The sequence below is a fragment of the Paenibacillus sp. FSL R7-0189 genome, from assembly GCF_037969925.1.
GTDB classification, from domain to species: domain Bacteria; phylum Bacillota; class Bacilli; order Paenibacillales; family Paenibacillaceae; genus Paenibacillus_AQ; species Paenibacillus_AQ odorifer.
The window spans coordinates 5294777-5316090 of record NZ_CP150223.1; the positions used below are offsets into that span (position 1 = coordinate 5294777).

Consider the following 21314-nt stretch of genomic DNA (forward strand, 5'->3'; position numbering starts at 1 on the left):
GCAGAATTGAGAGGATGATCGTACATAATGAATAAAAAACATTCCCCGATAAGCAGTAAAGCTGGAGTTATGCTGCACGGTGCTGATTATAATCCTGAACAATGGCTTAAATATCCGGAAGTATTGCGTGAGGATATCCGATTAATGAAGCTGGCGGGCTGCAATGTCATGTCCGTAGGCATTTTCTCGTGGGTATCTCTTGAACCAGAAGAGGGTGTGTTCACTTTCGAATGGTTGGATGGTGTACTTGATTCTTTTGCAGAGAATGGGATTTACGCTATCTTGGCAACGCCAAGTGGTGCCCGCCCAGCATGGATGTCGCAAAAATATCCAGAAGTCTTAAGAGTGGAGCGTAACCGTGTTCACAATTTGCATGGCTTCCGTCATAACCATTGCTTTACCTCACCAGTGTACCGTGAGAAAACTGCAATTCTGAATGCAAAGCTAGCGGAACGGTACAGCCAGCATCCAGCCATTATCGGGTGGCATATTTCGAATGAGTTCGGTGGGGAGTGTCACTGTGAGCTCTGCCAGGATGCTTTTAGAGAATGGCTGAAGGTGAAATATAATAACAGTTTGGATGAGGTGAATCATGCTTGGTGGGCTACTTTTTGGAGCCATACCTATACTTCATGGTCACAGATTGAATCCCCAGCTCCACATGGTGAGACACAAGTACACGGCTTGAATCTTGACTGGCGGCGTTTTGTTAGTGAACGGACGATTGACTTCTGCCAGCACGAGATCAATACGGTTCGTCCGTACAATCTAGAGCTGCCTATTACGACGAATATGCATATGATCGATGGTATTGATTACCGCGAGCTGGCCAAAATCTTGGATGTGGTCTCATGGGACGCTTATCCAGACTGGCATTATACCGAAGACGGTGACGATACTAGATTGGCAGCATGGACGGCGATGCACTACGACTTAATGCGCTCTTTTAAAAAGAAACCGTTCTTGCTGATGGAAAGCACGCCATCCCTTACGAACTGGCAATCGGTCAGTAAGCTAAAACGTCCCGGAATGCACAAGCTGTCTTCCTTGCAAGCGGTAGCGCATGGTTCGGATTCTGTGCAGTATTTCCAATGGCGCAAAAGCCGCGGATCAAGTGAGAAGTTCCACGGTGCAGTTGTAGACCACAGTGGCCACTCCGAGACTCGAGTATTCCAAGATGTAGCGGAAGTAGGAAAGACGCTGGCGGGAATGACGGAAGTAGTGGGTACGTCCACTCCGGCGCAGACGGCGATTATTTTCGATTGGGACAACCGCTGGGCGATAAAGGATGCGCAAGGCATCCGTAATTCCGGATTACGTTATGAGGAGACGGTGCTGCAGCATTATCGTGCACTTTGGGAGCTGGGCATTCCAGTTGATATTATAGGCTCTGGAGATGATTTGTCTGCCTACAAGCTGGTTGTTGCACCTATGTTATATCTGATTAGTGAAGAGAATGGAAAGCGAATTGAGAAATATGTGGAGCAAGGCGGCACATTCCTCGCAACCTATTGGTCAGGAGTAGTTAACGAAACGGATTTATGTCATCTGGGAGGATTCCCTGGTCCACTGCGCAGAACACTGGGGATTTGGGCAGAGGAGACAGAAGGGCTGCACAGCCGTGATCTGAACGGGATAGTAATGGAGGCAGGTAATAAACTTAAGCTAAGCGGTGACTACGATGCGCATGAGATTGCCGAGCTGATTCATTTGGAAGGTGCAGAGGCTTTGGGGCATTATCGCAACGATTTCTACGCAGGCCGTCCAGCGCTTACAGTCAATCGTTTCGGTGAAGGAAATGCGTACCATCTTGCTACCCGGGTGAAAGAGACTTCATTCTATGTTGAGCTATACGCAGCGATCACATCTAAGGCAGGAATTACCCGTGCGATGGATAGTGAGCTTCCAGCAGGTGTGACTGCACAACTTCGCACAGATGGCGAAAGTGATTATGTTTTTGTGCAAAATTTCAGCGGCAGTCCGCAAACGGTAGAGCTGGATGGAGCGGAATACACAGACTTGGAATCAGGTCTTTCAGCTCCGGCCCTATTGAATCTAGCGGTGAATGGACTTGCGATGTTGAAGCGTAAAGCATTAGTATAATAAAGAGGCAGGACCTGAGTTTCAGGTTCTGCCTTTTTTTTGAATAGAATCAGTTCTTAACTCTTCCCATCATAATGGTGTTATACAATTTGCCGTCCGATAGAAGTTTATCTTTCTTTAAAATCCCTTCGATTTCAAAGCCAAGCTTTTGATAAAGCTTAATAGCATTGGTGTTCGTTTCCAGCACATTTAGGGTGATCTTTTGAATACCGTTAGTGTCAGCCCAGGCAATCGATTCGCCAAGAAGATTTTTTCCAATACCATATCCCCAATACTCCTGCAGCACACATACTCCGAATTCTACTTTATGAGCGAATCTTTTTAAGGGATAACCTTCGCATCTGGAGAACGCAACGATTTGATCATCCACTACTGCGACTAGAAAGAGGTTATTATTTTTCTCTGAATCGGCTTGAATAAGCTGTTCAAATCCTTCTTCGTCAATAAAGGCTTCGCCTGGTTCCCGATCTAAATTCTCAGTCTCTCCATCGATACGTACTCTTAATTCAGACAACACCTTAGCGTCTTTTGAGGCAGCAGATCTAATGCTGTATTGGATTCCATTCACTGTAGATGTTTGAGGATTAATGATCATATGTCCTCCGTGACGATGGTTGATGTTAGAATTATTGCTTCGATGCCCTCAATGATCCGAGTGAAATAAGCTGCTTCATGAGGCACAAAATGAGTCCGATCCACACTCTGTTGAATGTTGATTTTCTGCCCGTTTGAATCGACTTTGAAACCATTGATTTGTAGACTATGTATTTCTCCCTGCCAAAAGCTTCGGAAGTCCGCAAACTTTGTGATAACAATTCCTGCGACCTCTTCTTCTTGCAGCTTAAAATCGTCCAGTGGATAAGGATTGTTATAAACAAAAACATGCGCTCGTTCTTTATCGATTAGATTTTCTTTGATCATACAGTAAGGAATTGTACCTAAGGGAATCAGCTCATCAAAAGCTAGCTCCAAACCGAGTTCTTCTTGAACCTCGCGAATCCCGTCCTCTACCGTTTCGTGTGTCAGCAAATGTCCAGCGGCCGTGATGTCCAGCAATCCTGCATATTCTTGTTTCTGCTCACTACGAAGCTGTAAATAAATATAGGGGATTTCTTGGGTTTTGCTTATAAACCAGCAGTGGAAGGTCTCGTGCCAATGTCCTAACCGGTGTACTTCTTTCCGTGGAGCTGTACCGATTCGGTGACCGCCTTCATCAAATATAGTAAGTATCTCATTATGCATAGAAAAGCTCCTTCGTGAAAATATCTACTGCCTAAAGCGTATCATAAAAACGATCGAATTGCTTCATGTGCCCAAGCGATTTTTATTGACATCGTTAAGAAAGATATGTATATTTTTGGATGTTAATCAAAGGAGGAGTTAAATGAATTTAGTAGCCATGAAGCAGGAAGACTTGGACACTTTAAGTGATGAAAGGTTAGGATGGGCCTGTATGGAGCCTACCTTTCAGCTGATTCGCGGAAAATCGCCATCGACCAAATCAGAAGTGATCTCGAAGCTCACAGAGGGGCAACAAGCATTATGTATGTTCAGAGTGCTATATGGTCACAGCTGTAATTCCGAAGGGGAGTATTATGCTTGGATTTCCTACATGCAAGACCTGCCAGGGTATTGGACAGGGGTGATAGGAGGCATACGATTTTTTGACGATTCACCCATGATTCTTTTGCTTCAGGAAACAAAGACATTTCTCGAGGAAAGAAATCATCGACTGGGTAAAGAGTGGGCGGATGCTGCCATCACGGATTTGGATCGAGACCCTCAGCTGTTAGAAGTAATTACTGGGTTATTCGAACGATATAAGAACCTGACACCAAATACGCATAGAATAATTGGCGAATATATTCGCTCTCATCCAGAGGAGTTTGTAGAAATAGGGTGTTCATAATTATGAATATGAAGAAACGTTATATATTTCTCGTACTTATTTTTTTATTGATCGAAATCCCAGTAATCATTAATCTCTACCATAGTTATAATTCATTTGAGAATTTAGTGTTGGATCAAATCGACGAAACAGAAATCACCTCTATCGAGATTGAGAAATACTCAGTGGATGAAAAGGTAGTGATTGAAGATCCGAAGGAAATTGAAAAGATCATTTATGCTTTTTCAGATGTAAAATTGAGAAGAAGTAGTGCTTTGGACAAATCTACGGAGACCTACTGGATAAGTATTATTGTAAATAACAGCTTGAGGTTTGGCATGAATCTTACGGATACTAACTTCCTGTATGTGACGGATCTTGATAAGAAGGATAAATACAATTCGGGAAACTTTAGAATGACTAGTGATTTTGATGTGAATTGCATTGCAAGCTTATTTAAATGACGCAGAAGGATCAACCACCACTGGTACTGAGATTTTCGGACCCAGATGCCCCTATTTGCGAATTTAACGCCTATTAAGCAGGTTTTCGGACTCCAGCGTCGCTATAGCTCAGAAAGGAGCTTATAATTAGCTTTTTTTGCACCAATAGCGGCTATGAGGTCCGATAGCTATCCAAATAGCGGATAAAACGGTGTATAAGGTCAGCTGTGTCCTTTAGCTGCTGCATGTGCAGATCGCTCAGTTGAGTCTTTAGCTGCTGCATGTGCAGATCGGTCAGCTGAGTCCTTTAGCTGCTGCGTGTGCAGATCGGTTAGTTGAATCCTTTAAGCTGCTGCGTGTGCAGATCGCTCAGTTGAGTCTTTTAGCTATTGCGTGTGCAGATCAGTCAGCGGAGTCCGATAGTGCTTCATATCCTCACACAAAAAATGGGTGCCCCTATGGGACACCCATTTTTGTATGGATTATCTAGCCATCCATCCGCCATCCACATTAAGAACGTGACCGTTCAAGTAGTCAGATGCTGCGGAAGCCAAGAATACGGCAGGACCTTTAACATCATCAGGCGTTCCCCAACGTGCTGCAGGGATACGGTCTAAGATAGAGTCCGAACGACTTTGGTCGGCACGGATTGGTGCGGTATTTTCAGTAGCCATATAACCTGGTGCAATTGCATTGATGTTCAGACCGGAGCCTGCCCATTCATTGGCAAAAGCTTTAGTAAGACCAGCAACCCCGTGTTTACTCGCAGTGTAACCAGGGACATTGATTCCGCCTTGATAGGAGAGCATGGAGGCGATGTTAATGATTTTGCCGGATCCTCTTTCCAGGAAGTGGCGGCCTGCAATTTGCGACAGAAGGAACACTGTGTTCAGGTTCAAATTGATTACATCAAACCAGTCTTTTTCACTATGATCTTTTGCCGGTGCACGGCGGATCATTCCGGCGCAGTTTACAAGAATGTCAACATGTCCGGTCAGCTCTAGCGCTTGGTCAAAAGTGCTTTGCAGCTTGCTATGATCACTTAAGTCAGATTCGATACTAACTGCTTTTACTCCAAAAGCTTTTGCTGCATTTACAGTTTCTTCACTCGAATTAAGGGAGACTGATGCAACATCTGCACCGGCTTCTGCAAATGCAAGCGCGATTCCTTGTCCAAGACCTTGAGCTGCGCCTGTTACAATAGCTGTTTTACCTGCCAAGCTGAATAATGATGACATATAAATTACGCCCCTTTATTGTAAATGGATTGTTATTCCGGGTTTACCCGCATTCAATTGTAACGCCTGCACTGCGGAACTGTTCTGCCGTTTCGGGGGAGAGCCCATTGTCCGTCAGGATCACGTCAACTTCTTGTAGGGAAGCGAAGGTACGCAGTGCAGTATGGCCGAATTTATGATGATCTACAACCGCGAATACCTTACGGGCTGTAGATACAAGAGCTTGCTTGAACTCAATTAAATCTCCGGTATAAATGGAGAGTCCATGCTCTATATGAATAGCAGTCGATGAAAGGAATGCTTTTTGAATATTAAGCTTTTGTACATAGGAGACGGCTTCAGGACCAGCCAACATATTACGGACACGATAACCACCGGGAACGACCAGACGGATGTTATCTTTGGGAACCAGTTCGCTGATGATGTATACATCATTGGTGACTACCGTTAGTGGCATATTGTCCAGACGCCGAGCAATTTCAAGCGTAGTGCTACCGCCGTCAAGAGCGATAATATCGTCCGGTTCAATATGAGCAAGCGCACGCAAGGCAATCTCCGTCTTTTCGTCAGAGTATTTATCCAGCGGGTCTTTGGAGGGCAAAATACCAAACTGGTCGCTTTGTGCCAGCACAGCTCCGCCATGTACACGTACGATCAGCCCTTGTTCCTCCAGCCTGCTTAAATCCTCGCGTATTGTTTTTCCAGTAACCTGAAGCTTATCGCTCAGTTCATTCACCGTTACATCTTTTTGGTTCAGCATAACTTCCATAATCATCTCGTGTCGTCGTATCGGGTTCATCCGCCTGCCTCATCTTTCCGTAGTTGATTTATCTCTATTGTAATTCTTTCATGGATACGGGGTCCATATCATCATATCTTTTATTATCGCCAGCCATACTCCAGATAAAAGTATAGTTATGAGTGCCGACACCACTGTGGATGGACCAGCTTGGAGAAATAACTGCTTGTTCGTTATGCATTACGATATGGCGGGTTTCGTCAGGTTCTCCCATCAGGTGGAACACAACGGAATCGTCCGGAAGATCAAAATAGAAATAGGCTTCCATCCGGCGTGGATGGGTATGTGCTGGCATTGTGTTCCACATGCTGCCTGGTTTCAGTTGGGTCATACCCATAACCAGTTGGGCACTTTGCACACCATTTGTGTGAATGAAGCGGTGGATTGTCCGCTCGTTAGAGTTCTCCAGACCACCCATTGCACCGGATTCAGAATCGGCCAGTGTGGTTTTGGTAGTAGGGTAGGACTGATGGGCAGGAGCAGAATTCAAATAGAATTTAGCAGGTTTGGAAGCGTCTGCACTTTTGAAGACTACATCTTTAGAACCTTGACCTACATAAAGACATTCTTTGAAATCTACTTCATATTCTGTGCCATCTACAACCACGGAGCCTTTACCACCGACATTGATGATGCCCAGTTCACGGCGTTCCAAGAAATAAGTAACCCCAAGTTCTTTAAGGTCAGTAGTAAGCGCAACCTCTTCTTTTACAGGATTAGCTCCACCAACGATCATACGATCTTCATGGGTTAGGACAAGCTTTAGCTCATCAGGAGCAAAAATAACGGGAATGTGGAATTCCTTACGGAGGCGCTCAGTGTCAAATTGTTTTACTTCATTAGGATGGGATGCGAAACGTCTTTCCATTGAATGTTCAATCTCCTTTGTGTACATATTATCGTTCGTATAGGTACACTTTAGTCCATTTAAGTTCATTTTACAAGTACTAATCTTTTTTATTTCGTTTATTTAAGTTTATTTATTGGTTTTTCCAATTGCAAAATGAACGGAAAGTGTGCACAATAGAGCTATTATGCTCGATTTTCATGAATGCCGGAAGATAATATAAAACTGAAATGATGGAGGTTGAAAAGTAATGCCGGGGTTGAAAAATATCCAGAGTACTTATAAGGAACGTAAGCAAGAAATTATTTTTAATATAGCACTGGAAGCGGAGAAACGCCCTTTATTGGAAAGTGGACTCTGGTTCCATGATGATGTGCGAAATAACTTTTATTATGCTTCGTATCTTTTTGCAGCGGCTGTTGATGATTCTTTTGAGCTGCCTTTTGATCGTGAGCAAGCGAAACAGAAAGCACAGGATGTGCTGCTGGAGATCTTAATGCTTCAGAACCGGCAGCCCGGCACGGAGCTATACGGTCATTGGCCGCTCGGTTTGAATCCGGTTCCACGAGATGCTTCACCGCATGAGTTACCAGTGGAGCTTATGGGCACCCTGCTAGCGTATTTTTGCAAAAGATACGGAGGAGCATTAAATGCTCAACTTCGCATAGTTCTGAATACAGCGTTTGGACATATTTATCGCAGTGATTTCTACCGTAAGCCGGTGGTTACTTTTGGACATCATGAAGCTAAATATACAGCTGCTAAGCTGATTTTTGGCACCATGTTTGCGGATGAAATATTGCTTGAGGATGGCCGGCAGAGTCTGAAGGATACGCTGGCTTATATTCGTACTAAAGGGATGCCGGAATACGGCAGTCTTCCGTGGTTTTGGCATTGGGTGCAGGCATTCACCTGTGCGTTGGAACTTGTCCCGCCTGAGGATACGGAGCTTACTACAAGCCTTAAAGAAATGCTTGACCATTTATGGAATGTACGAGCTGAATTCTATCTGCGTGGCGCTTGGGTTGGTGCGCATTCTAGAGGCTGGCCGCATGATGTTCCCGGCGATGCTAATGTGCTTCATGATTATGTTCAGTTTGGAGATTTCCAGCTGCCTGAGATGATGCCGCGCACGGAGTATGCCGGTTTATTATTCTATCAAGCATCCGATGAAATATTAGCCGCAGCCATGAATCACCAGTCACCAGTGGAAGTAAGGAAGATTACTCAGAAGGTTGTCCCAACGGATCCACAGCCGCAGCCTTTGCTTCATTCCTATGCTTATATTACAGAAGAGTTTGCAGCAGGCGGGATGTGGGAGCGGGTTGAGGAATTCGATAATGAGCAGCTTCGCTGGGCTTTTTCGTTACCTGTGAGTGGAGAGGGAGGCGCAAATCAGCTGTATTTCTTCCACCCGGGACAAGGCTACAATGAGGGAGATCCCCGCCATCAAAGCCGTTATATGGAGGTTCTCTATCACAAGAATGTCATCATTTCTCTATTCCCAATCCCCCAGGGTGAAAAGAATACGATCATCGGTGTACTTCCCCAAGGGGAATGGAAACAAGAGCCTAACACATTGTACGGGCAGGTTGGTGAGACGTATGTTGTTATTTATTTATCTCACCCCTATCAGCTGCAGGAACGGTCCAGATTCATAGAAGTATCAGTCACAGGGATGCCGGGCGGTGTGATCGTTGAAGCATTGGGCATTAAGAAAGCTGCCGAATGTGGTATTATTGGTTTAGAGGCTTTTGCCGCAGCTATGGCTCATAAAGAAAGGAATTTCGAAGTGGGAGAGGTATTAGCAGCGAATTATATCAACATGGATGGCGAAAGCTTGGTTTTGAGTATTAGTAGGGAGTCAGAGTTGCCGCAAGCTCAGCTTAATGGAATTCAGATCTCATTAGATCATTATTCAGTATAAAAAACACAATTACTGTGATAAATAGTAATCCGAGTCGGCCTTTTTGGCCGGCTTCTTTAATAAGGAGCTACACGAAAGGATGTGATGCCCCATTGCACAGCCCGCAATAGATACCTAAGTATCCGTAAACGTGATTTTGTCCAAAATACTTATAATTGGGGTGAGCGACGATTTATCTGGATAAACTAGACCTAACGATTTGGTAATTCAATCCTCCCTAAGCACATTTCCCTTTAGAATAGCGGTGTTAGGTTACTAAATAGTAATTAATTACATTAAACCCTATTTTTCTGAGAGACATTTGTCACAATAAAGGTTAATATCTAAGTGAGATAGAAATGATTGCGCTTACTTATTTTCTAATAAACCTAATCATAATGAATGCGAGGGATATAACAGTGATTGAAACTGAATTTCGTGTAGAAAATGACTTTCTAGGCAGTAAACAGGTAGATAAGAACGCTTATTATGGGATTCAGACACTACGCGCAGTCGAGAACTTTCCTATTACGGGCTATCGGGTTCACAAAGAGTTAATCAAAGCGATGGGGATTGTAAAAAAAGCCGCTGCGCTTGCAAATATGGAAGTTGGCCGTCTCTATCGAGGGCTTGGAGAAGTTGTAGTGAAAGCAGCAGAAGAAATCATAGAGGGTCAGTGGCATGAGCAATTTATTGTAGATCCTATTCAGGGTGGTGCGGGTACCTCGTTAAATATGAATGCGAATGAGGTTATTGCTAACCGTGCCTTAGAACTGCTTGGCCATGAAAAGGGAGACTATCGTCACTTAAGTCCCAATTCACATGTGAATATGGCGCAGTCTACAAATGATGCGTTTCCGACGGCAATTCATATTGCCACACTTTCACTGCTGGAGCAGTTGCTTGTAACGATGCACAGAATGCATGATGTGTTTGCGGTAAAAGCGGATGAATTCGATCCTGTGATAAAAATGGGCCGGACACATCTTCAAGATGCAGTGCCGATTCGTCTGGGTCAAGAATTCGAGGCTTATCGCAGAGTGCTTGAAAGAGATATCAAACGTATTGAACATACACGCCATCATCTGTATGAAGTCAATATGGGGGCAACAGCAGTAGGTACAGGATTAAATGCTGATCCTCGTTATATTGAATTGGTTGTAGAGCACTTAGCTGAGATCAGTGAATTGCCGCTCGTAACGGCAGATCATCTCGTCGATGCCACCCAAAATACGGACGCCTATACAGAAGTGTCTGCTGCCCTAAAAGTATGCATGATGAACATGTCCAAGATCGCTAATGATCTGCGGTTGATGGCCTCCGGTCCGCGGACTGGGTTTAATGAGATTTCATTGCCTGCACGCCAGCCTGGATCTTCAATTATGCCGGGCAAGGTTAATCCGGTTATGGCAGAGGTCATTAATCAGGTGGCTTTTCAAGTCATAGGGAACGATCATACGATCTGTCTGGCTTCCCAAGCGGGTCAACTGGAGCTGAATGTTATGGAGCCAGTGCTTGTGTTCAATCTCATTCAGTCCATCAGCATCATGAACAATTCCTTCCAAGTCTTCACAGACTTCTGTCTGGCTGGGATTGAAGCCAATAAGGAAAAGCTTGAGCGGGATGTGGAGCGGAGTGTCGGAATCATTACGGCTGTGAACCCGCATCTGGGGTATGAAGTGGTATCGCGGATCGCTAGAGAGGCGATTTTGACTGGGGAATCTGTACGGGAATTGTGCATTAAATATAATGTGCTAACCGAAGAAGAGCTTAATCTGATTCTGGATCCTTACGAAATGACACATCCGGGGATTGCAGGAGCAGCTTTATTGCATAAAGAGTAGAATGTTCCGGAGGATCGAGCTTATTGTTAGGAAAAAGCAAACCCCCGCCACCGTTTAGGGTGACAGGGGGAGATCCTAAATATGTTTTTACTTATATGAATCTACTTCGGGATTGTCTGAAGTAGGTTCTTTTTTTACATTTCAGGCTTAGAAGAAAAATAAAGAACGTAACAGGCCGCGTTTTCTTGGCGGAGCCGTTAGTCTGGTAGTGGTAGTGGACTGGGGATTTTCATAAGAGGTAAGCGGTTTGCCGTTAGACACTTGCAACGGTTCTATTGTTGCCGCTATTTGCTTGATCATTATTCGTAGATCCTCAAGCTCCTCACGCTGCTGGAGCAGTTGTATCAATACTACTTCGTCGGCTTTTTGATCGAGTGCACGTTCAACATTGTTGATGCGAGACAAGATATCCTTCATAGGCTCAGCATCTGTGTGCTGTAGTTGATTTTTCTGTTGTGATGTGGAAATTTGCTGCTCATTCGTGAGTGTAAGTTGTATACATTCCAAGGCTTCTCCGTGATTAATACGGTCTTTAATATGATTGAGCAGGTCGATTTGCTGCTCTGAGAACACATAATGGCCAAATCGGTCTTTTGGAAAAAAATCAGGGAACATGGCAGCCCAACGTTTAATTGTGGTTAGACTAACTGACAGCAGCTCTGCGGCATCTTTTGTTTTTAAAATATCCATTTCGATTCCTCCAGTTCACGTAGTCATGTTATGAGTAATATTCGTTGTCCAGCAGCGGCTCCCTGCACGGTTGACAAAGGTAGTGCGTATTCGCTAAACAAAGTGTAATTACGAGCAATCTCACCCTTTTGGATTTCACTATCTTGCTTTTCCATTCCAAATTGAGTACAGATGAGCCTGCTCAGGGGTATAATTGCATTAGAGGTGAAGGCGATGAACAAGATTGAAGATGAGGAACACATGACTGAGGAGCAATGGCAGGCTATTTTGCAAAACGATGTTGCTTATAACGACATATTTTTTTATGCGGTGAAGACTACAGGGATTTTTTGTCGACCCTCCTGCAAATCCAAAGCACCCAAACGGGAGAATGCGTGTGTTTTTCAGAATGCTGAACAAGCGCTGGCTGCCGGATTTCGTCCTTGCAAAAGATGTAAACCGACAGGTGAGCGTCTTCCTAATAAGGAATGGGTAGCTGTGATGACTGAATACATTGATCATAATTATATGGCCCCCCTCTCCCTTGAAACGTTAGCTGAGGTATGTCATGGCAGTCCTTATCATTTACATCGAACCTTTAAAAAAGTAACAGGTATCACTCCTGTGGATTATATACAGCAAAAGAGAATCGCTAAGGCATCTGAGTATTTGCTTACTACAGAGCAGGCAGTTGCTGAGATTGCATTACGCGTGGGTCTGCCCAATACATCATATTTTATTACTTTATATAAGAGAAAAACGGGGTATACGCCCACACAGTTTCGTCAGCTTAACAAACAGAAAGTAACGTTGGCTTCTGATTTTATTTTGGAGGGACCGAATCATGGAGAATAAAACAAATGCTATTCTATACTGGACATTATTAACCGATAAGGACTGGAGTTTTTATATTGCAGCCACAGAGAAGGGTTTAAGTTATGTGGGTTCGCAGCAGCAACCCTTTGAGGAATTAAGCGAATGGGTTAGACGTCGTTTTCCGGGGAGTGAACTGGTGCAGGACGATGAAAAGATGGCGCCTTATGTAAAGGAGCTTGGTGAATATTTGCAAGGGAACCGGCAGAGCTTCGGCATTCCTTTTGATTATCAGGGTACTCCTTTTCAGCTTGCGGTATGGAAGGCGTTATGTGAAATTCCATATGGGCAAACCTGGTCCTATTCAGATATTGCTACACATATTCAAAAACCAGCTGCGGTGCGAGCGGTAGGAACTGCCATTGGTGCGAATCCGATTCTGATTACGGTGCCCTGCCACCGGGTTATTGGTAAGAATGGGACATTAACAGGATACCGGGGGGGTTTGGATATGAAGACCAAGCTACTTCAGTTGGAGAGAGGAGTGTATACAGCAGATATATGAAAATAGAGTCCAATTACACCTCCCCAAAAACCTTGCTGAATAAAGGAACAGGTTATCTGTCAGGCTACAGTCATTCCTTAAATCCATATACGGGCTGCACTTATGGCTGTTCCTATTGTTATGTGCGCCAGATGCCTGTCTCGCTGTTCCGCAAAGAGGAATGGGGGACTTGGGTAGATGTTAAACAAGAAGCGGCTACAATTTTACAAAAAGAACTGCACAAAGCGAAGGCGAAAGGTCCCGTCTCTATTTTTATGTCGTCAAGCACAGATCCCTATCAACCGGTAGAGCACAAGGAAAAGGTGACGAGATCTTTACTGGAGGTTATGGTTCAAGATCCGCCCGATTTCCTATTCGTGCAGACGCGTAGTCCGCTGGTTCGCAGAGATATAGATTTATTATTACGTTTAGAGGATAAGGTTCGTGTAAGTATAACTGTAGAAACAGACCGTGAAGATATTCGCCAAAAATTCACACCAAGCGCTCCACCCATTGCTGCAAGACTGAAGACGTTACAGTTTCTACGTGAAGCTGGCATCCCTGTTCAAGCTACTATAGCGCCAGTACTGCCAAGCAGTCCAACTTTTCCAGCGACCTTAAGGGCTTTGGTGGATAGAGTCTGTGTGGATGACTATTTTATGGGCGACGGCAGCGGCGGTAAACGCACACGGAGATTAGGGATTTATTCCCTATATGAAGAGCTGCAACTGGAAGATTGGTATGATCCTGCAGCCTATCGCAGAGTTTATGAAGGACTTCAGCAAGTTTTTTCCGAAGAGGAGCTATTCTTGAGCCAGAAGGGGTTCGAGCCTTAATCTGAAACATGGTATAATAAATGAGAGCATTCATACTTAGTATTTAATATACTTAATATCCGTAATAGCTTATTGGAGGATTAGTGTGGCAAAAGCAAAGGTGGCCAAGCGGCCCACAAGAGATGAATTTGTGCTTGAGGAGTTAGGTAATCAGTTAGTTGAAGCTAAGCAAGAAGGTTCTGAGATTTTATTGACTGTATGGGGAAAAGAAGAAGAGGTACGCGGCATGATCGTGGAAATGGATTCGCGAACCGGGAAAGTACACCTTAGTAACCATGAAGAAATCATAAAAGTTCCTTTTATGGATATCATGCAGGTTAATTATCCCAGAGATTAATGGGCACGGCAGCAACAGGAGGTCCTGAAAGCTATCATAGCTTTGGGGCCTCTTTGATCATAAAGGTAAGGAATAGAGGATATAGAAAGGTAGGTCAACAATGCAAGTAACCAAAACCAACGCGATGCGAATGCTGGATGCCAAAAAAGTTGGCTATGAAGTGTTCGCTTATGACAATGAAGATGGACTAATCCATGGCACGGCTGTGGCTGAGAAGATTGGAAAGGCGGCAGAGACGGTTTTTAAAACGTTGGTCGCTCATAGCGGTGCAAATCTTTATGTATTTGTTATCCCAGTTGCCGAAGAGCTGGATCTCAAAAAGGCGGCCAAAGCCGCCGGAGAGAAAAAAATTGAGATGCTGCCAGTGAAGGATCTGCAGAAATGGACAGGGTATATCCGCGGGGGTTGTTCACCTGTTGGAATGAAAAAGCTGTACCCCACGTTCATTGACAGCAGTGCAGAAGGGCTGAACACGATGGCTGTCAGCGCTGGGAAGATTGGCCAGCAAATGGACGTAGCCCCAGAGTTACTCGCTGAGGTTGTGCATGCGAAGTTTACAGAACTAATCAAATAGCCGAGCAGCAAGCTGGCCTAAATATTCCTTCAATGCTAACCCTGTTGTGGAGATCGCTCCTGGGGAGGGACTGAACTTGGCGGGCTGCAGTGCAATATCAGCGCTGGCGATATAATCCGTAGGATAGGCTTGCGCTGTTAGCCCCGCATTCTTAAAGTCCAACATCGCACGGGACATATGAAAACCTGAAGTAACTAATATAGGTTTTTTAAGTCCGGTTTGTTGCAGGATGGCAGCGGTATTTACAGCGTTTTGCTCCGTGTTGAGGGATTGATTTTCGATCAGGATGTCCTCTTCGGGTATGCCGAGACCCAGTAGTTGTCTTTGCGCGATATCCGCTTCATTACCACTGTCGGAGAATACTTGTCCGCCAGAAAATAAGATTGGCAGACCTGTCTGCCGATGGAGGCGAACAGCAGTAAGCAGGCGATTTGCTGCTGATCCGTATAAATTGCCCTCGCCATCTATATCCGGTGTGCCAGAGCTGGCGCCCCCGCCGAGTACGACGATGACATCTCCTTGCAAAGTATCCGGCTGCGGATATTTCCGTTCTAGACTGCCGATAAGCGCATCGCTGACTAAGGGTGTCATGGAGAAATACATTAATAGTGTAACCCCGAGTAGAACTAGTGCTGGCCGGCGGTTTTTTTTCCACAACCAAATGACTAAACCTAGCAGAAGCACGATAAACAGGCCGGGAGGAAGCACAAAGCTGTATACAAATTTGATGATGTAAATCAACAGTATCAACCGCCTTCTAAAAATATAAGTTCAGGTTGTATTGTAACATGAGATTGCAAGATTACATATTTACATGCGTATCCTTATACAAAACGGATATTGCCGCAGCTATCAGGATCATCCCCATAAAAGCGGGTGCAGCATGGCCAAGTGATACATATATTTGACCTCCAATGACAGGCCCAATCATTCTTGCTAAAGCCTGAATAGATTGGCTACCTCCTTGAATCCTCCCTTGTTCACTAGAATCGACAGACTTGGAAAGCATCCCATTGAATGAAGGCCCAAAGATCGAATCCCCAAAACCAAATATAAACATTCCAGCGATAAAAAGCGGATAGTATGAGAACAAAGCAGATAGTGCAATAAGACTGTAGCCTATTATCTCCGAAACCATTCCAAGAATTGCGATCTGTTTATCACTAAGTTTCAGCAAAAGCTTAGGCATGATGAAACCCTGTGAAATGATGTCTTGGAAGCCCATAATTGAAAACATCAGTCCGATTAGTGCAGGCTTCCAGCTGAAAGTATCCATTGTGAATTGTGAAAAAACAGCCTGTAAAGATCCGTTGGGTATCCAGAGTAAGAATGCTGAGACCAGTAGTCTTTTTAAGTTTTTTATGGACAATAAGCTTGCAAGCTGTGTAAATGGATTCAGTCTTACCAAGGTAATCTCTTTCAGTCTATTGTTCTTGTCAAGGCTCTCAGGCATAAAAAAGAATCCGTAAACAACATTTAATAAGGTTATTATTGCTCCAAAATACATAGGTACAGAATAACCAAACTTGGCAAGTAAACCGCCAAGCGTTGGACCAATGACGGTGCCTACACCTACAACCGCACTCACCCAGCCAAAGTATTTGGTTCTCTGTTCTGGAGGAATGATGTCAGCAAAATAGGCGAAGATAGTACCTATGCTTCCGCCGGTTATACCTTCTATTATGCGTCCAACAAAGAGAACCCATAACGCTCCTCCTATCCCAAAAACTAAGTATCCAATTGCGGAACCCAAAAGGCATACCAAAAGTAATGGACGACGCCCATATTTGTCACTCAAAGCTCCAAGTGCAGGGGCTGCAAAAAATACGCAGACTGCATAAACAGAGGTTAGCAGCGTGACAACTATAGCCTGTTCTCCCGGATTGCTTATATAAGGCTGCACTAAAAATGGGACAACGGGCATGATGATACTGAAGCCTATTCCGCAAAGAAACACAGAGATCAAACCAAAGATTAGAGCGTGTTTATCTACGGTTTGATCTGTGTTCTGTTTATTATGTGATCTGAATTTGAACATTAAATTCTCTCCTCAAAAGTTGATGTTTTGATTCCTTGGAAACAAATTTGAAACATCACCATTTTTATCACGGTTTTGTTTCCGTGTCAACAAAATAATGAACATAAAAATGCAGCCTTTCTCATAAGAGCCCGGCTGCATGGAGTTTCATTTTCATTATTCGAATTTATTCGGATTAAAATCTATACCCTGTTTCTTTATTTCTGCATCCAAATGCCTACTATACTTTTCTACGAAGCTAAGCATACTGTCAAATTGCTCCTCAGTTACCTGCTCAAATACGGCTTTATCCCGCTCTTGGAACTCTTTGTGCAGGTCCTCATGGATTTTATAAATTACTTTTCCTTGCTCAGTAAGCTTAAAATAGATTTCTTTTTTGTTATCCGATTTTTGGTAGCTTTCGATGAGGCCCTTTTGGATGAGCTTCTTAGTTAATTTACTTATGGCACCGCGAGTCATATAAAAGGACTCTGCAAGTTTTGTGACGTTGGAATCTGCATTTTTTTCAATGTATTCGATGCAATGTACTTCAGAAGGTTTATAACCCTTAAGACTGTCTTCCATCTTATCCTTATTAAGCCAAACCATCTTGTTATATACGTCCCTGAAACCCATCATGACCTGATCTTCTTTGTTCATGGCCTGTCCTCCCAGCGCTCTTACATTAACAAATTATATTGATTTTTTGTTTCTATTTCAACAATATTAAAGTAGAGGATAGTTTGTTTTATTGAACTTTAGATAAAAATAACAGGTGAGCAGTAACGGCGGAAGTCCAAACATTCCCGGCAGTTACGCCCGCCACCTTTTTAAGCTTAGATAAAATAATCTTAAGAAACTGCGGTTTCTTCTTAAGAAAGTTCATCCGCTTGAAGCTGCACCAAAGATTGTTTGTCTGTTATCATAAGATTAAGATGATTGGACAGCTGTGGGATGATTTCTCGAAGGTAGGAGGACTGCATAATGAAGAGTATCCGGGTGCTGCTCGCCGATGATGAACCGGTGATTTTGCGAGGCCTAAAAAAACTGATTTCATGGGAGAAGCTTGGACTCACCATTGTTGGAGAGGCCAGTGATGGAATAGAGCTGAAACAACAGATCGAGGATTGTGATCCTGATCTGATTATTAGTGATATAAGCATGCCAGGATATACAGGGATTGATATCATCCGTGAAATTCATGAAGCTGGCAGAGCGGTGAAGGTTATTTTTATAAGCGCTTATCAAGAGTTTACGTATGCCCGTCAAGCACTGCAATATGGTGCGCTGGATTATTTGGTGAAGCCCGTGAACAAAAACCAGCTGGAACAGGTTGTGAGCAAAGCCGTTTCCCTTATTCGTCAAGAAACAGAAGGCGAGCGCAACAAAGAGAAGCTGAACCATTATGAACAGAGAAACCGCAGATTAACGATCGAAGAATTGCTCGACAAGCTGACGGACGGCAATAAGGGGACAGCAGACACCTTGCTTGATATGGGGATTATTGCGCTAAGTCGCTACGTCAGTATTTGTTTGGTAGAGACGGACGAATCGTCGGGGCAGCCTTCCAGATGGGAAGAACGCGAACGTAAGCTGATTGATTTTGCACTGTCTAACATTATTAAAGAAACCGTGGAGCAAAGCGATAATAGTTATATGTTCCGTAAAGGGGAACGTTTTTGTATCCTGCTCCAGCATGAGCATGCTGAGGAACCAGCGGGAATTGCCTTAGATCTCCATGACAAAATCACAAGTTTTCTGAAATTAAAGGTGACCCTTGGAGTAGGCAATCCTGTTGACGGTATGGATGATGCTGATGAATCTTATCGTCAAGCTTTGAAAGCGCTAAATTATAAATATTTTACAGGGCCTAATCGTGTGATTTCTGTTAAAGAGAGCAGGTATGAGAGTGAATCATTGATTCAAACTCCGCTGCATGAAATCCAGTCCGCCCTTGGGATTGCCATGAAATCACAACATAAAGAACAAATTGAGCAGGAGTGCCTGCGATTATTTCAGACGATCCGGCAGATGGCAGACGGAAATAGAAACCAAGCCGTTTCTACCGTATACAATACATTTTTGCAGCTTGAACAGGAGCTTATTCAATTTGGTGTGGAGGCAGGGCCCTCACTTCAGGATACAAATCCGATTCTTGAACGATTGGCTAATTATTCTACCTTTCAAGAGGTGGAGGAAGATTTCCGTGTGCTTTTGAGCAAAATGTCTGGGCAAATTGCCAGTCGCATGGGCAATAAGGAGCTGAAGCAGCTTTCCCAGGTGAAGGCTTATATTGAGGAGCATTATCCAGAAAATATTACACTGGAATCTATGGCAGGGATGATGTTTATGAATTCCTATTATTTCAGCAGCTTTTTCAAAAAACATACCGGACAGAACTTTAAGAATTATGTCACTGAGGTGAGGATGAATCATGCCCTTCGTTTATTGCTGCAAAGCGATATGATGGTTTATGAGATTGCCGATAGTGTAGGCTACAACAATGCCCGGCATTTTAGCGATATGTTTAAGAAGAAATATGGCAAGCTGCCACAAGAATATAAGCAATCCTTCAAAAGCCAATAGTCAGATGGATAGCAAAGGGGATGCCTTCATTCATGTTTATCTGGGGCCGAAGATCCAAAAGTATATTTGTTAAATTCTCCGCTTCCTTTTTATTAGTCGGCCTAATTCCGCTTTTTGCACTTAGCTACATTTCTGTGCAGACGTTTTCCGGATATGTCGAGCGTTACACAACAAGCAATTTGCAGCAAATGGTGCTATACATGAGCTATAACCTGAATTCTGCCTTTAATCAGTACAATGAGGTCTCTAAGCTGATGTATACGGGACGATATGAAGGTTTTATCGAGAGTTATTCGCAGAATCAAACCTATAATGTAAATGAGCTGGAGCAGATTAATACGATTCCTATTGAAACCTTTCTAAAAACAGTTCTCTACAGTGATTCCTACATCACCAGTGTTTATTTTCATAGGGAGTCAGACGATAAGCTCTACTATCAGGAAAAAGAAAACAGAGGGGTCAATTTTGATTTGCTGCCTTATCAAGAGTGGTTAACTAAAATGGCTCCAAATCCTTCACAAGTGGCAATTTTCCCTACTCATTCCGAAGAATATTATACAGGTTCAAAGCGCAGTGTGTTCACCATCGGCCGTACTTTAATTGATATTTCTGGGCGTGTCACCAAAGATCCCAAGATAGTAGGGACCTTGTTTATGGACGTGGATGTTTCGTTATTTAATCAGTTCTTCAGAGAATTAAATCTGGGGGGACAGGATGAATTATTTCTGCTGGATGACGACGGAAATGTATATTTCACGAATGAGACAAGGTCAGCGAATGGAGAATCTTTTCGGGCTAAAAAGGACGAGGAGATGATCGTTCTCAGTGAAGAGATTCCTTTTCTTAAAGGCACGGTGACTGCCAGAATTCATCGGGCGAATTTATTCGATCAGCTTTTTTCAGCCCGTACGACGGTGTTTATAGCGATGTTTATTTGTGCGATTGCAATGATCATCATGGGCGTCTGGTTCTCAAGGCGGCTGGCTGCTCCGATTCGGAACTTAATTAAGCAAATGGCTATCGTAGAATCCGGTAATTTGGATACCCAGATGGTCGTGAACAGCAATGATGAAATGGGTAGACTTAGCCATGGTTTTAACCGAATGGTCGAGCGTTTACAAGCCTATATCGATGAAGCTTACGTTGCCCAGATCAAGCAGAAACAAACGGAGTTAAATGCTCTGAAAAGCCAGATTCGTCCGCATTATTTATACAATACTCTGGAAGTCATTCGAATGAATGCGGTGGATAAAGATAATGATGAGGTCGCGGATATGATTTTATCGCTTTCTAACCAGTTGAAATATGTAATCGACTATGGAGAGGATAGGGTAAGCATACGACAGGAGCTGGAGCATCTACGGGATTATTTCTATATTATCTCTGTGCGGTATGAGAATAAATTTGAGCTTGTAGTCGATCTCTCACCCGAAGTGGATCTGAACTGGTACATTCTGAAATTGTCACTTCAGCCGATAGTTGAAAATGCTATCCAGCATGGCTTGCGCAGTCAAGGCAGAGGGACAGTTGGATTGACGATCGAAAAGAAAGATGAAATGTTGTTGGTTACGATCTATGATGATGGAATCGGTATGAGCAAGGAAAAGGTACAGCAGTTGACTGAAACCTTGGAAGAGCCTAGTTCGCCTAGCAAAAATGTTGGACTAAAAAATGTACATGAACGAATTCGTACAGTGTACGGTGCAGAATACGGATTATCCATCAGCAGCCGGGAGCATATTGGGACATCGATTCTATTGTTGCTTCCGATTGTAGAGGATCCGTATAAAATCTCGGATTCGGAGAATGCGTAAAGGATGGACGATGAACGGAAGACTGCGGTCTTTCGTTCTTTTTTTACTTACTTCTT

The 21314-nt window shown here is 43.7% G+C and carries 21 protein-coding genes; 12 read left to right on the top strand and 9 right to left on the bottom strand.

Annotated features, from left to right (window positions below):
* Positions 1-27 precede the first annotated feature (27 nt).
* Positions 28-2103 (top strand): beta-galactosidase, encoded by a 2076-nt coding sequence (locus tag MKY63_RS23200; RefSeq protein WP_339809875.1) that lies wholly within the window; start codon positions 28-30, stop codon positions 2101-2103.
* Between the two features lie 49 nt (positions 2104-2152).
* Here MKY63_RS23200 and MKY63_RS23205 read toward each other — a convergent pair whose 3' ends face one another.
* Together MKY63_RS23205 and MKY63_RS23210 are read right to left on the bottom strand one after the other, a co-directional pair.
* A complete protein-coding gene (locus MKY63_RS23205; RefSeq protein WP_076098930.1) occupies positions 2153-2698 on the bottom strand; it encodes a GNAT family N-acetyltransferase in 546 nt (181 codons plus the stop codon).
* On the bottom strand, positions 2695-3345 hold the full coding sequence (locus tag MKY63_RS23210; RefSeq protein WP_076146498.1) for an NUDIX hydrolase: 651 nt from the start codon (positions 3343-3345) through the stop codon (positions 2695-2697). The genes MKY63_RS23205 and MKY63_RS23210 overlap by 4 nt, the downstream gene beginning before the upstream one ends.
* A gap of 142 nt (positions 3346-3487) precedes the next feature.
* On the opposite strand from MKY63_RS23210, the gene MKY63_RS23215 reads away from it, so the two are divergent.
* Entirely contained in the window at positions 3488-4012 is a 525-nt protein-coding gene (locus MKY63_RS23215; protein WP_076146496.1) for a hypothetical protein, read from the top strand.
* 2 nt (positions 4013-4014) lie between these two features.
* Entirely contained in the window at positions 4015-4455 is a 441-nt protein-coding gene (locus MKY63_RS23220) for a hypothetical protein (protein ID WP_339809878.1), read from the top strand.
* A 461-nt stretch (positions 4456-4916) separates the two neighbouring features.
* Here MKY63_RS23220 and kduD read toward each other — a convergent pair whose 3' ends face one another.
* From kduD to kduI, 3 genes are read right to left on the bottom strand one after another with little or no spacing between them, the layout of a single operon-like run.
* Positions 4917-5672, bottom strand: coding sequence for a 2-dehydro-3-deoxy-D-gluconate 5-dehydrogenase KduD (gene kduD / locus MKY63_RS23225; RefSeq protein ID WP_036688326.1), 756 nt, complete (start codon positions 5670-5672; stop codon positions 4917-4919).
* Positions 5673-5715: 43 nt separating this feature from the next.
* Positions 5716-6471: a DeoR/GlpR family DNA-binding transcription regulator gene (locus tag MKY63_RS23230; RefSeq protein WP_036688324.1), complete on the bottom strand. Its 756-nt coding sequence runs from the start codon at positions 6469-6471 to the stop codon at positions 5716-5718.
* Positions 6472-6505: 34 nt separating this feature from the next.
* Positions 6506-7339: a 5-dehydro-4-deoxy-D-glucuronate isomerase gene (gene kduI / locus MKY63_RS23235; protein WP_036688322.1), complete on the bottom strand. Its 834-nt coding sequence runs from the start codon at positions 7337-7339 to the stop codon at positions 6506-6508.
* A gap of 229 nt (positions 7340-7568) precedes the next feature.
* Here kduI and MKY63_RS23240 point away from each other — a divergent pair, with 229 nt between their 5' ends.
* Both MKY63_RS23240 and aspA read left to right on the top strand, forming a co-directional pair.
* Entirely contained in the window at positions 7569-9245 is a 1677-nt protein-coding gene (locus tag MKY63_RS23240) for a hypothetical protein (protein WP_339809879.1), read from the top strand.
* A 392-nt stretch (positions 9246-9637) separates the two neighbouring features.
* Entirely contained in the window at positions 9638-11068 is a 1431-nt protein-coding gene (gene aspA / locus MKY63_RS23245; RefSeq protein ID WP_094903409.1) for an aspartate ammonia-lyase, read from the top strand.
* A gap of 147 nt (positions 11069-11215) precedes the next feature.
* On the opposite strand, the gene MKY63_RS23250 is transcribed toward aspA, so the two are convergent.
* Positions 11216-11758 (bottom strand): MerR family transcriptional regulator, encoded by a 543-nt coding sequence (locus MKY63_RS23250; protein ID WP_339809880.1) that lies wholly within the window; start codon positions 11756-11758, stop codon positions 11216-11218.
* 213 nt (positions 11759-11971) lie between these two features.
* On the opposite strand from MKY63_RS23250, the gene MKY63_RS23255 reads away from it, so the two are divergent.
* The 5 genes from MKY63_RS23255 to ybaK all read left to right on the top strand — a co-directional run bounded on the left by MKY63_RS23255 (position 11972) and on the right by ybaK (position 14841).
* Positions 11972-12592 (top strand): bifunctional transcriptional activator/DNA repair enzyme AdaA, encoded by a 621-nt coding sequence (locus MKY63_RS23255; RefSeq protein ID WP_339809881.1) that lies wholly within the window; start codon positions 11972-11974, stop codon positions 12590-12592.
* The gene (locus MKY63_RS23260) at positions 12582-13115 is read left to right on the top strand and encodes a methylated-DNA--[protein]-cysteine S-methyltransferase (RefSeq protein WP_111504519.1); all 534 of its coding nucleotides are present in this window, start codon (positions 12582-12584) and stop codon (positions 13113-13115) included. Before MKY63_RS23255 ends, MKY63_RS23260 begins: the two co-directional genes overlap by 11 nt.
* Positions 13112-13930: a radical SAM protein gene (locus MKY63_RS23265; RefSeq protein WP_339809883.1), complete on the top strand. Its 819-nt coding sequence runs from the start codon at positions 13112-13114 to the stop codon at positions 13928-13930. The genes MKY63_RS23260 and MKY63_RS23265 overlap by 4 nt, the downstream gene beginning before the upstream one ends.
* Positions 13931-14015: 85 nt before the next feature.
* A complete protein-coding gene (locus MKY63_RS23270) occupies positions 14016-14267 on the top strand; it encodes a YolD-like family protein (protein ID WP_036688306.1) in 252 nt (83 codons plus the stop codon).
* A gap of 100 nt (positions 14268-14367) precedes the next feature.
* Entirely contained in the window at positions 14368-14841 is a 474-nt protein-coding gene (gene ybaK, locus MKY63_RS23275; RefSeq protein ID WP_111504515.1) for a Cys-tRNA(Pro) deacylase, read from the top strand.
* Here the strand turns inward: ybaK and MKY63_RS23280 are convergent.
* From MKY63_RS23280 to MKY63_RS23290, 3 genes are all read right to left on the bottom strand, one after another.
* A complete protein-coding gene (locus MKY63_RS23280) occupies positions 14830-15582 on the bottom strand; it encodes a YdcF family protein (RefSeq protein WP_339809885.1) in 753 nt (250 codons plus the stop codon). The two genes, ybaK and MKY63_RS23280, sit on opposite strands and share 12 nt — an antisense overlap.
* Before the next feature lie 61 nt (positions 15583-15643).
* Positions 15644-16879 (bottom strand): MFS transporter, encoded by a 1236-nt coding sequence (locus MKY63_RS23285; RefSeq protein ID WP_339809886.1) that lies wholly within the window; start codon positions 16877-16879, stop codon positions 15644-15646.
* A gap of 156 nt (positions 16880-17035) precedes the next feature.
* The gene (locus tag MKY63_RS23290) at positions 17036-17518 is read right to left on the bottom strand and encodes a MarR family transcriptional regulator (RefSeq protein WP_076304451.1); all 483 of its coding nucleotides are present in this window, start codon (positions 17516-17518) and stop codon (positions 17036-17038) included.
* A gap of 324 nt (positions 17519-17842) precedes the next feature.
* Here MKY63_RS23290 and MKY63_RS23295 point away from each other — a divergent pair, with 324 nt between their 5' ends.
* Both MKY63_RS23295 and MKY63_RS23300 read left to right on the top strand, forming a co-directional pair.
* Entirely contained in the window at positions 17843-19444 is a 1602-nt protein-coding gene (locus tag MKY63_RS23295) for a response regulator (protein ID WP_076098939.1), read from the top strand.
* Between the two features lie 32 nt (positions 19445-19476).
* Positions 19477-21258 carry a sensor histidine kinase gene (locus tag MKY63_RS23300; RefSeq protein WP_339809888.1) on the top strand — a complete coding sequence of 594 codons (1782 nt, stop codon included), beginning with the start codon at positions 19477-19479 and terminating at the stop codon, positions 21256-21258.
* The last annotated feature ends 56 nt before the right edge of the window (positions 21259-21314 follow it).

What these genes read in the sequence shown, in the direction of transcription:
- MKY63_RS23200 (WP_339809875.1), top strand. Translation starts at nt 28, where the DNA reads ATGAATAAAAAACATTCCCCGATAAGCAGTAAAGCTGGAGTTATGCTG.
- MKY63_RS23205 (WP_076098930.1), bottom strand. Translation starts at nt 2,698, where the DNA reads ATGATCATTAATCCTCAAACATCTACAGTGAATGGAATCCAATACAGC.
- MKY63_RS23210 (WP_076146498.1), bottom strand. Translation starts at nt 3,345, where the DNA reads ATGCATAATGAGATACTTACTATATTTGATGAAGGCGGTCACCGAATC.
- MKY63_RS23215 (WP_076146496.1), top strand. Translation starts at nt 3,488, where the DNA reads ATGAATTTAGTAGCCATGAAGCAGGAAGACTTGGACACTTTAAGTGAT.
- MKY63_RS23220 (WP_339809878.1), top strand. Translation starts at nt 4,015, where the DNA reads ATGAATATGAAGAAACGTTATATATTTCTCGTACTTATTTTTTTATTG.
- kduD (WP_036688326.1), bottom strand. Translation starts at nt 5,672, where the DNA reads ATGTCATCATTATTCAGCTTGGCAGGTAAAACAGCTATTGTAACAGGC.
- MKY63_RS23230 (WP_036688324.1), bottom strand. Translation starts at nt 6,471, where the DNA reads ATGAACCCGATACGACGACACGAGATGATTATGGAAGTTATGCTGAAC.
- kduI (WP_036688322.1), bottom strand. Translation starts at nt 7,339, where the DNA reads ATGGAAAGACGTTTCGCATCCCATCCTAATGAAGTAAAACAATTTGAC.
- MKY63_RS23240 (WP_339809879.1), top strand. Translation starts at nt 7,569, where the DNA reads ATGCCGGGGTTGAAAAATATCCAGAGTACTTATAAGGAACGTAAGCAA.
- MKY63_RS23250 (WP_339809880.1), bottom strand. Translation starts at nt 11,758, where the DNA reads ATGGATATTTTAAAAACAAAAGATGCCGCAGAGCTGCTGTCAGTTAGT.
- MKY63_RS23255 (WP_339809881.1), top strand. Translation starts at nt 11,972, where the DNA reads ATGAACAAGATTGAAGATGAGGAACACATGACTGAGGAGCAATGGCAG.
- MKY63_RS23260 (WP_111504519.1), top strand. Translation starts at nt 12,582, where the DNA reads ATGGAGAATAAAACAAATGCTATTCTATACTGGACATTATTAACCGAT.
- MKY63_RS23265 (WP_339809883.1), top strand. Translation starts at nt 13,112, where the DNA reads ATGAAAATAGAGTCCAATTACACCTCCCCAAAAACCTTGCTGAATAAA.
- ybaK (WP_111504515.1), top strand. Translation starts at nt 14,368, where the DNA reads ATGCAAGTAACCAAAACCAACGCGATGCGAATGCTGGATGCCAAAAAA.
- MKY63_RS23285 (WP_339809886.1), bottom strand. Translation starts at nt 16,879, where the DNA reads ATGTTCAAATTCAGATCACATAATAAACAGAACACAGATCAAACCGTA.
- MKY63_RS23290 (WP_076304451.1), bottom strand. Translation starts at nt 17,518, where the DNA reads ATGAACAAAGAAGATCAGGTCATGATGGGTTTCAGGGACGTATATAAC.
- MKY63_RS23295 (WP_076098939.1), top strand. Translation starts at nt 17,843, where the DNA reads ATGAAGAGTATCCGGGTGCTGCTCGCCGATGATGAACCGGTGATTTTG.
- MKY63_RS23300 (WP_339809888.1), top strand. Translation starts at nt 19,477, where the DNA reads ATGTTTATCTGGGGCCGAAGATCCAAAAGTATATTTGTTAAATTCTCC.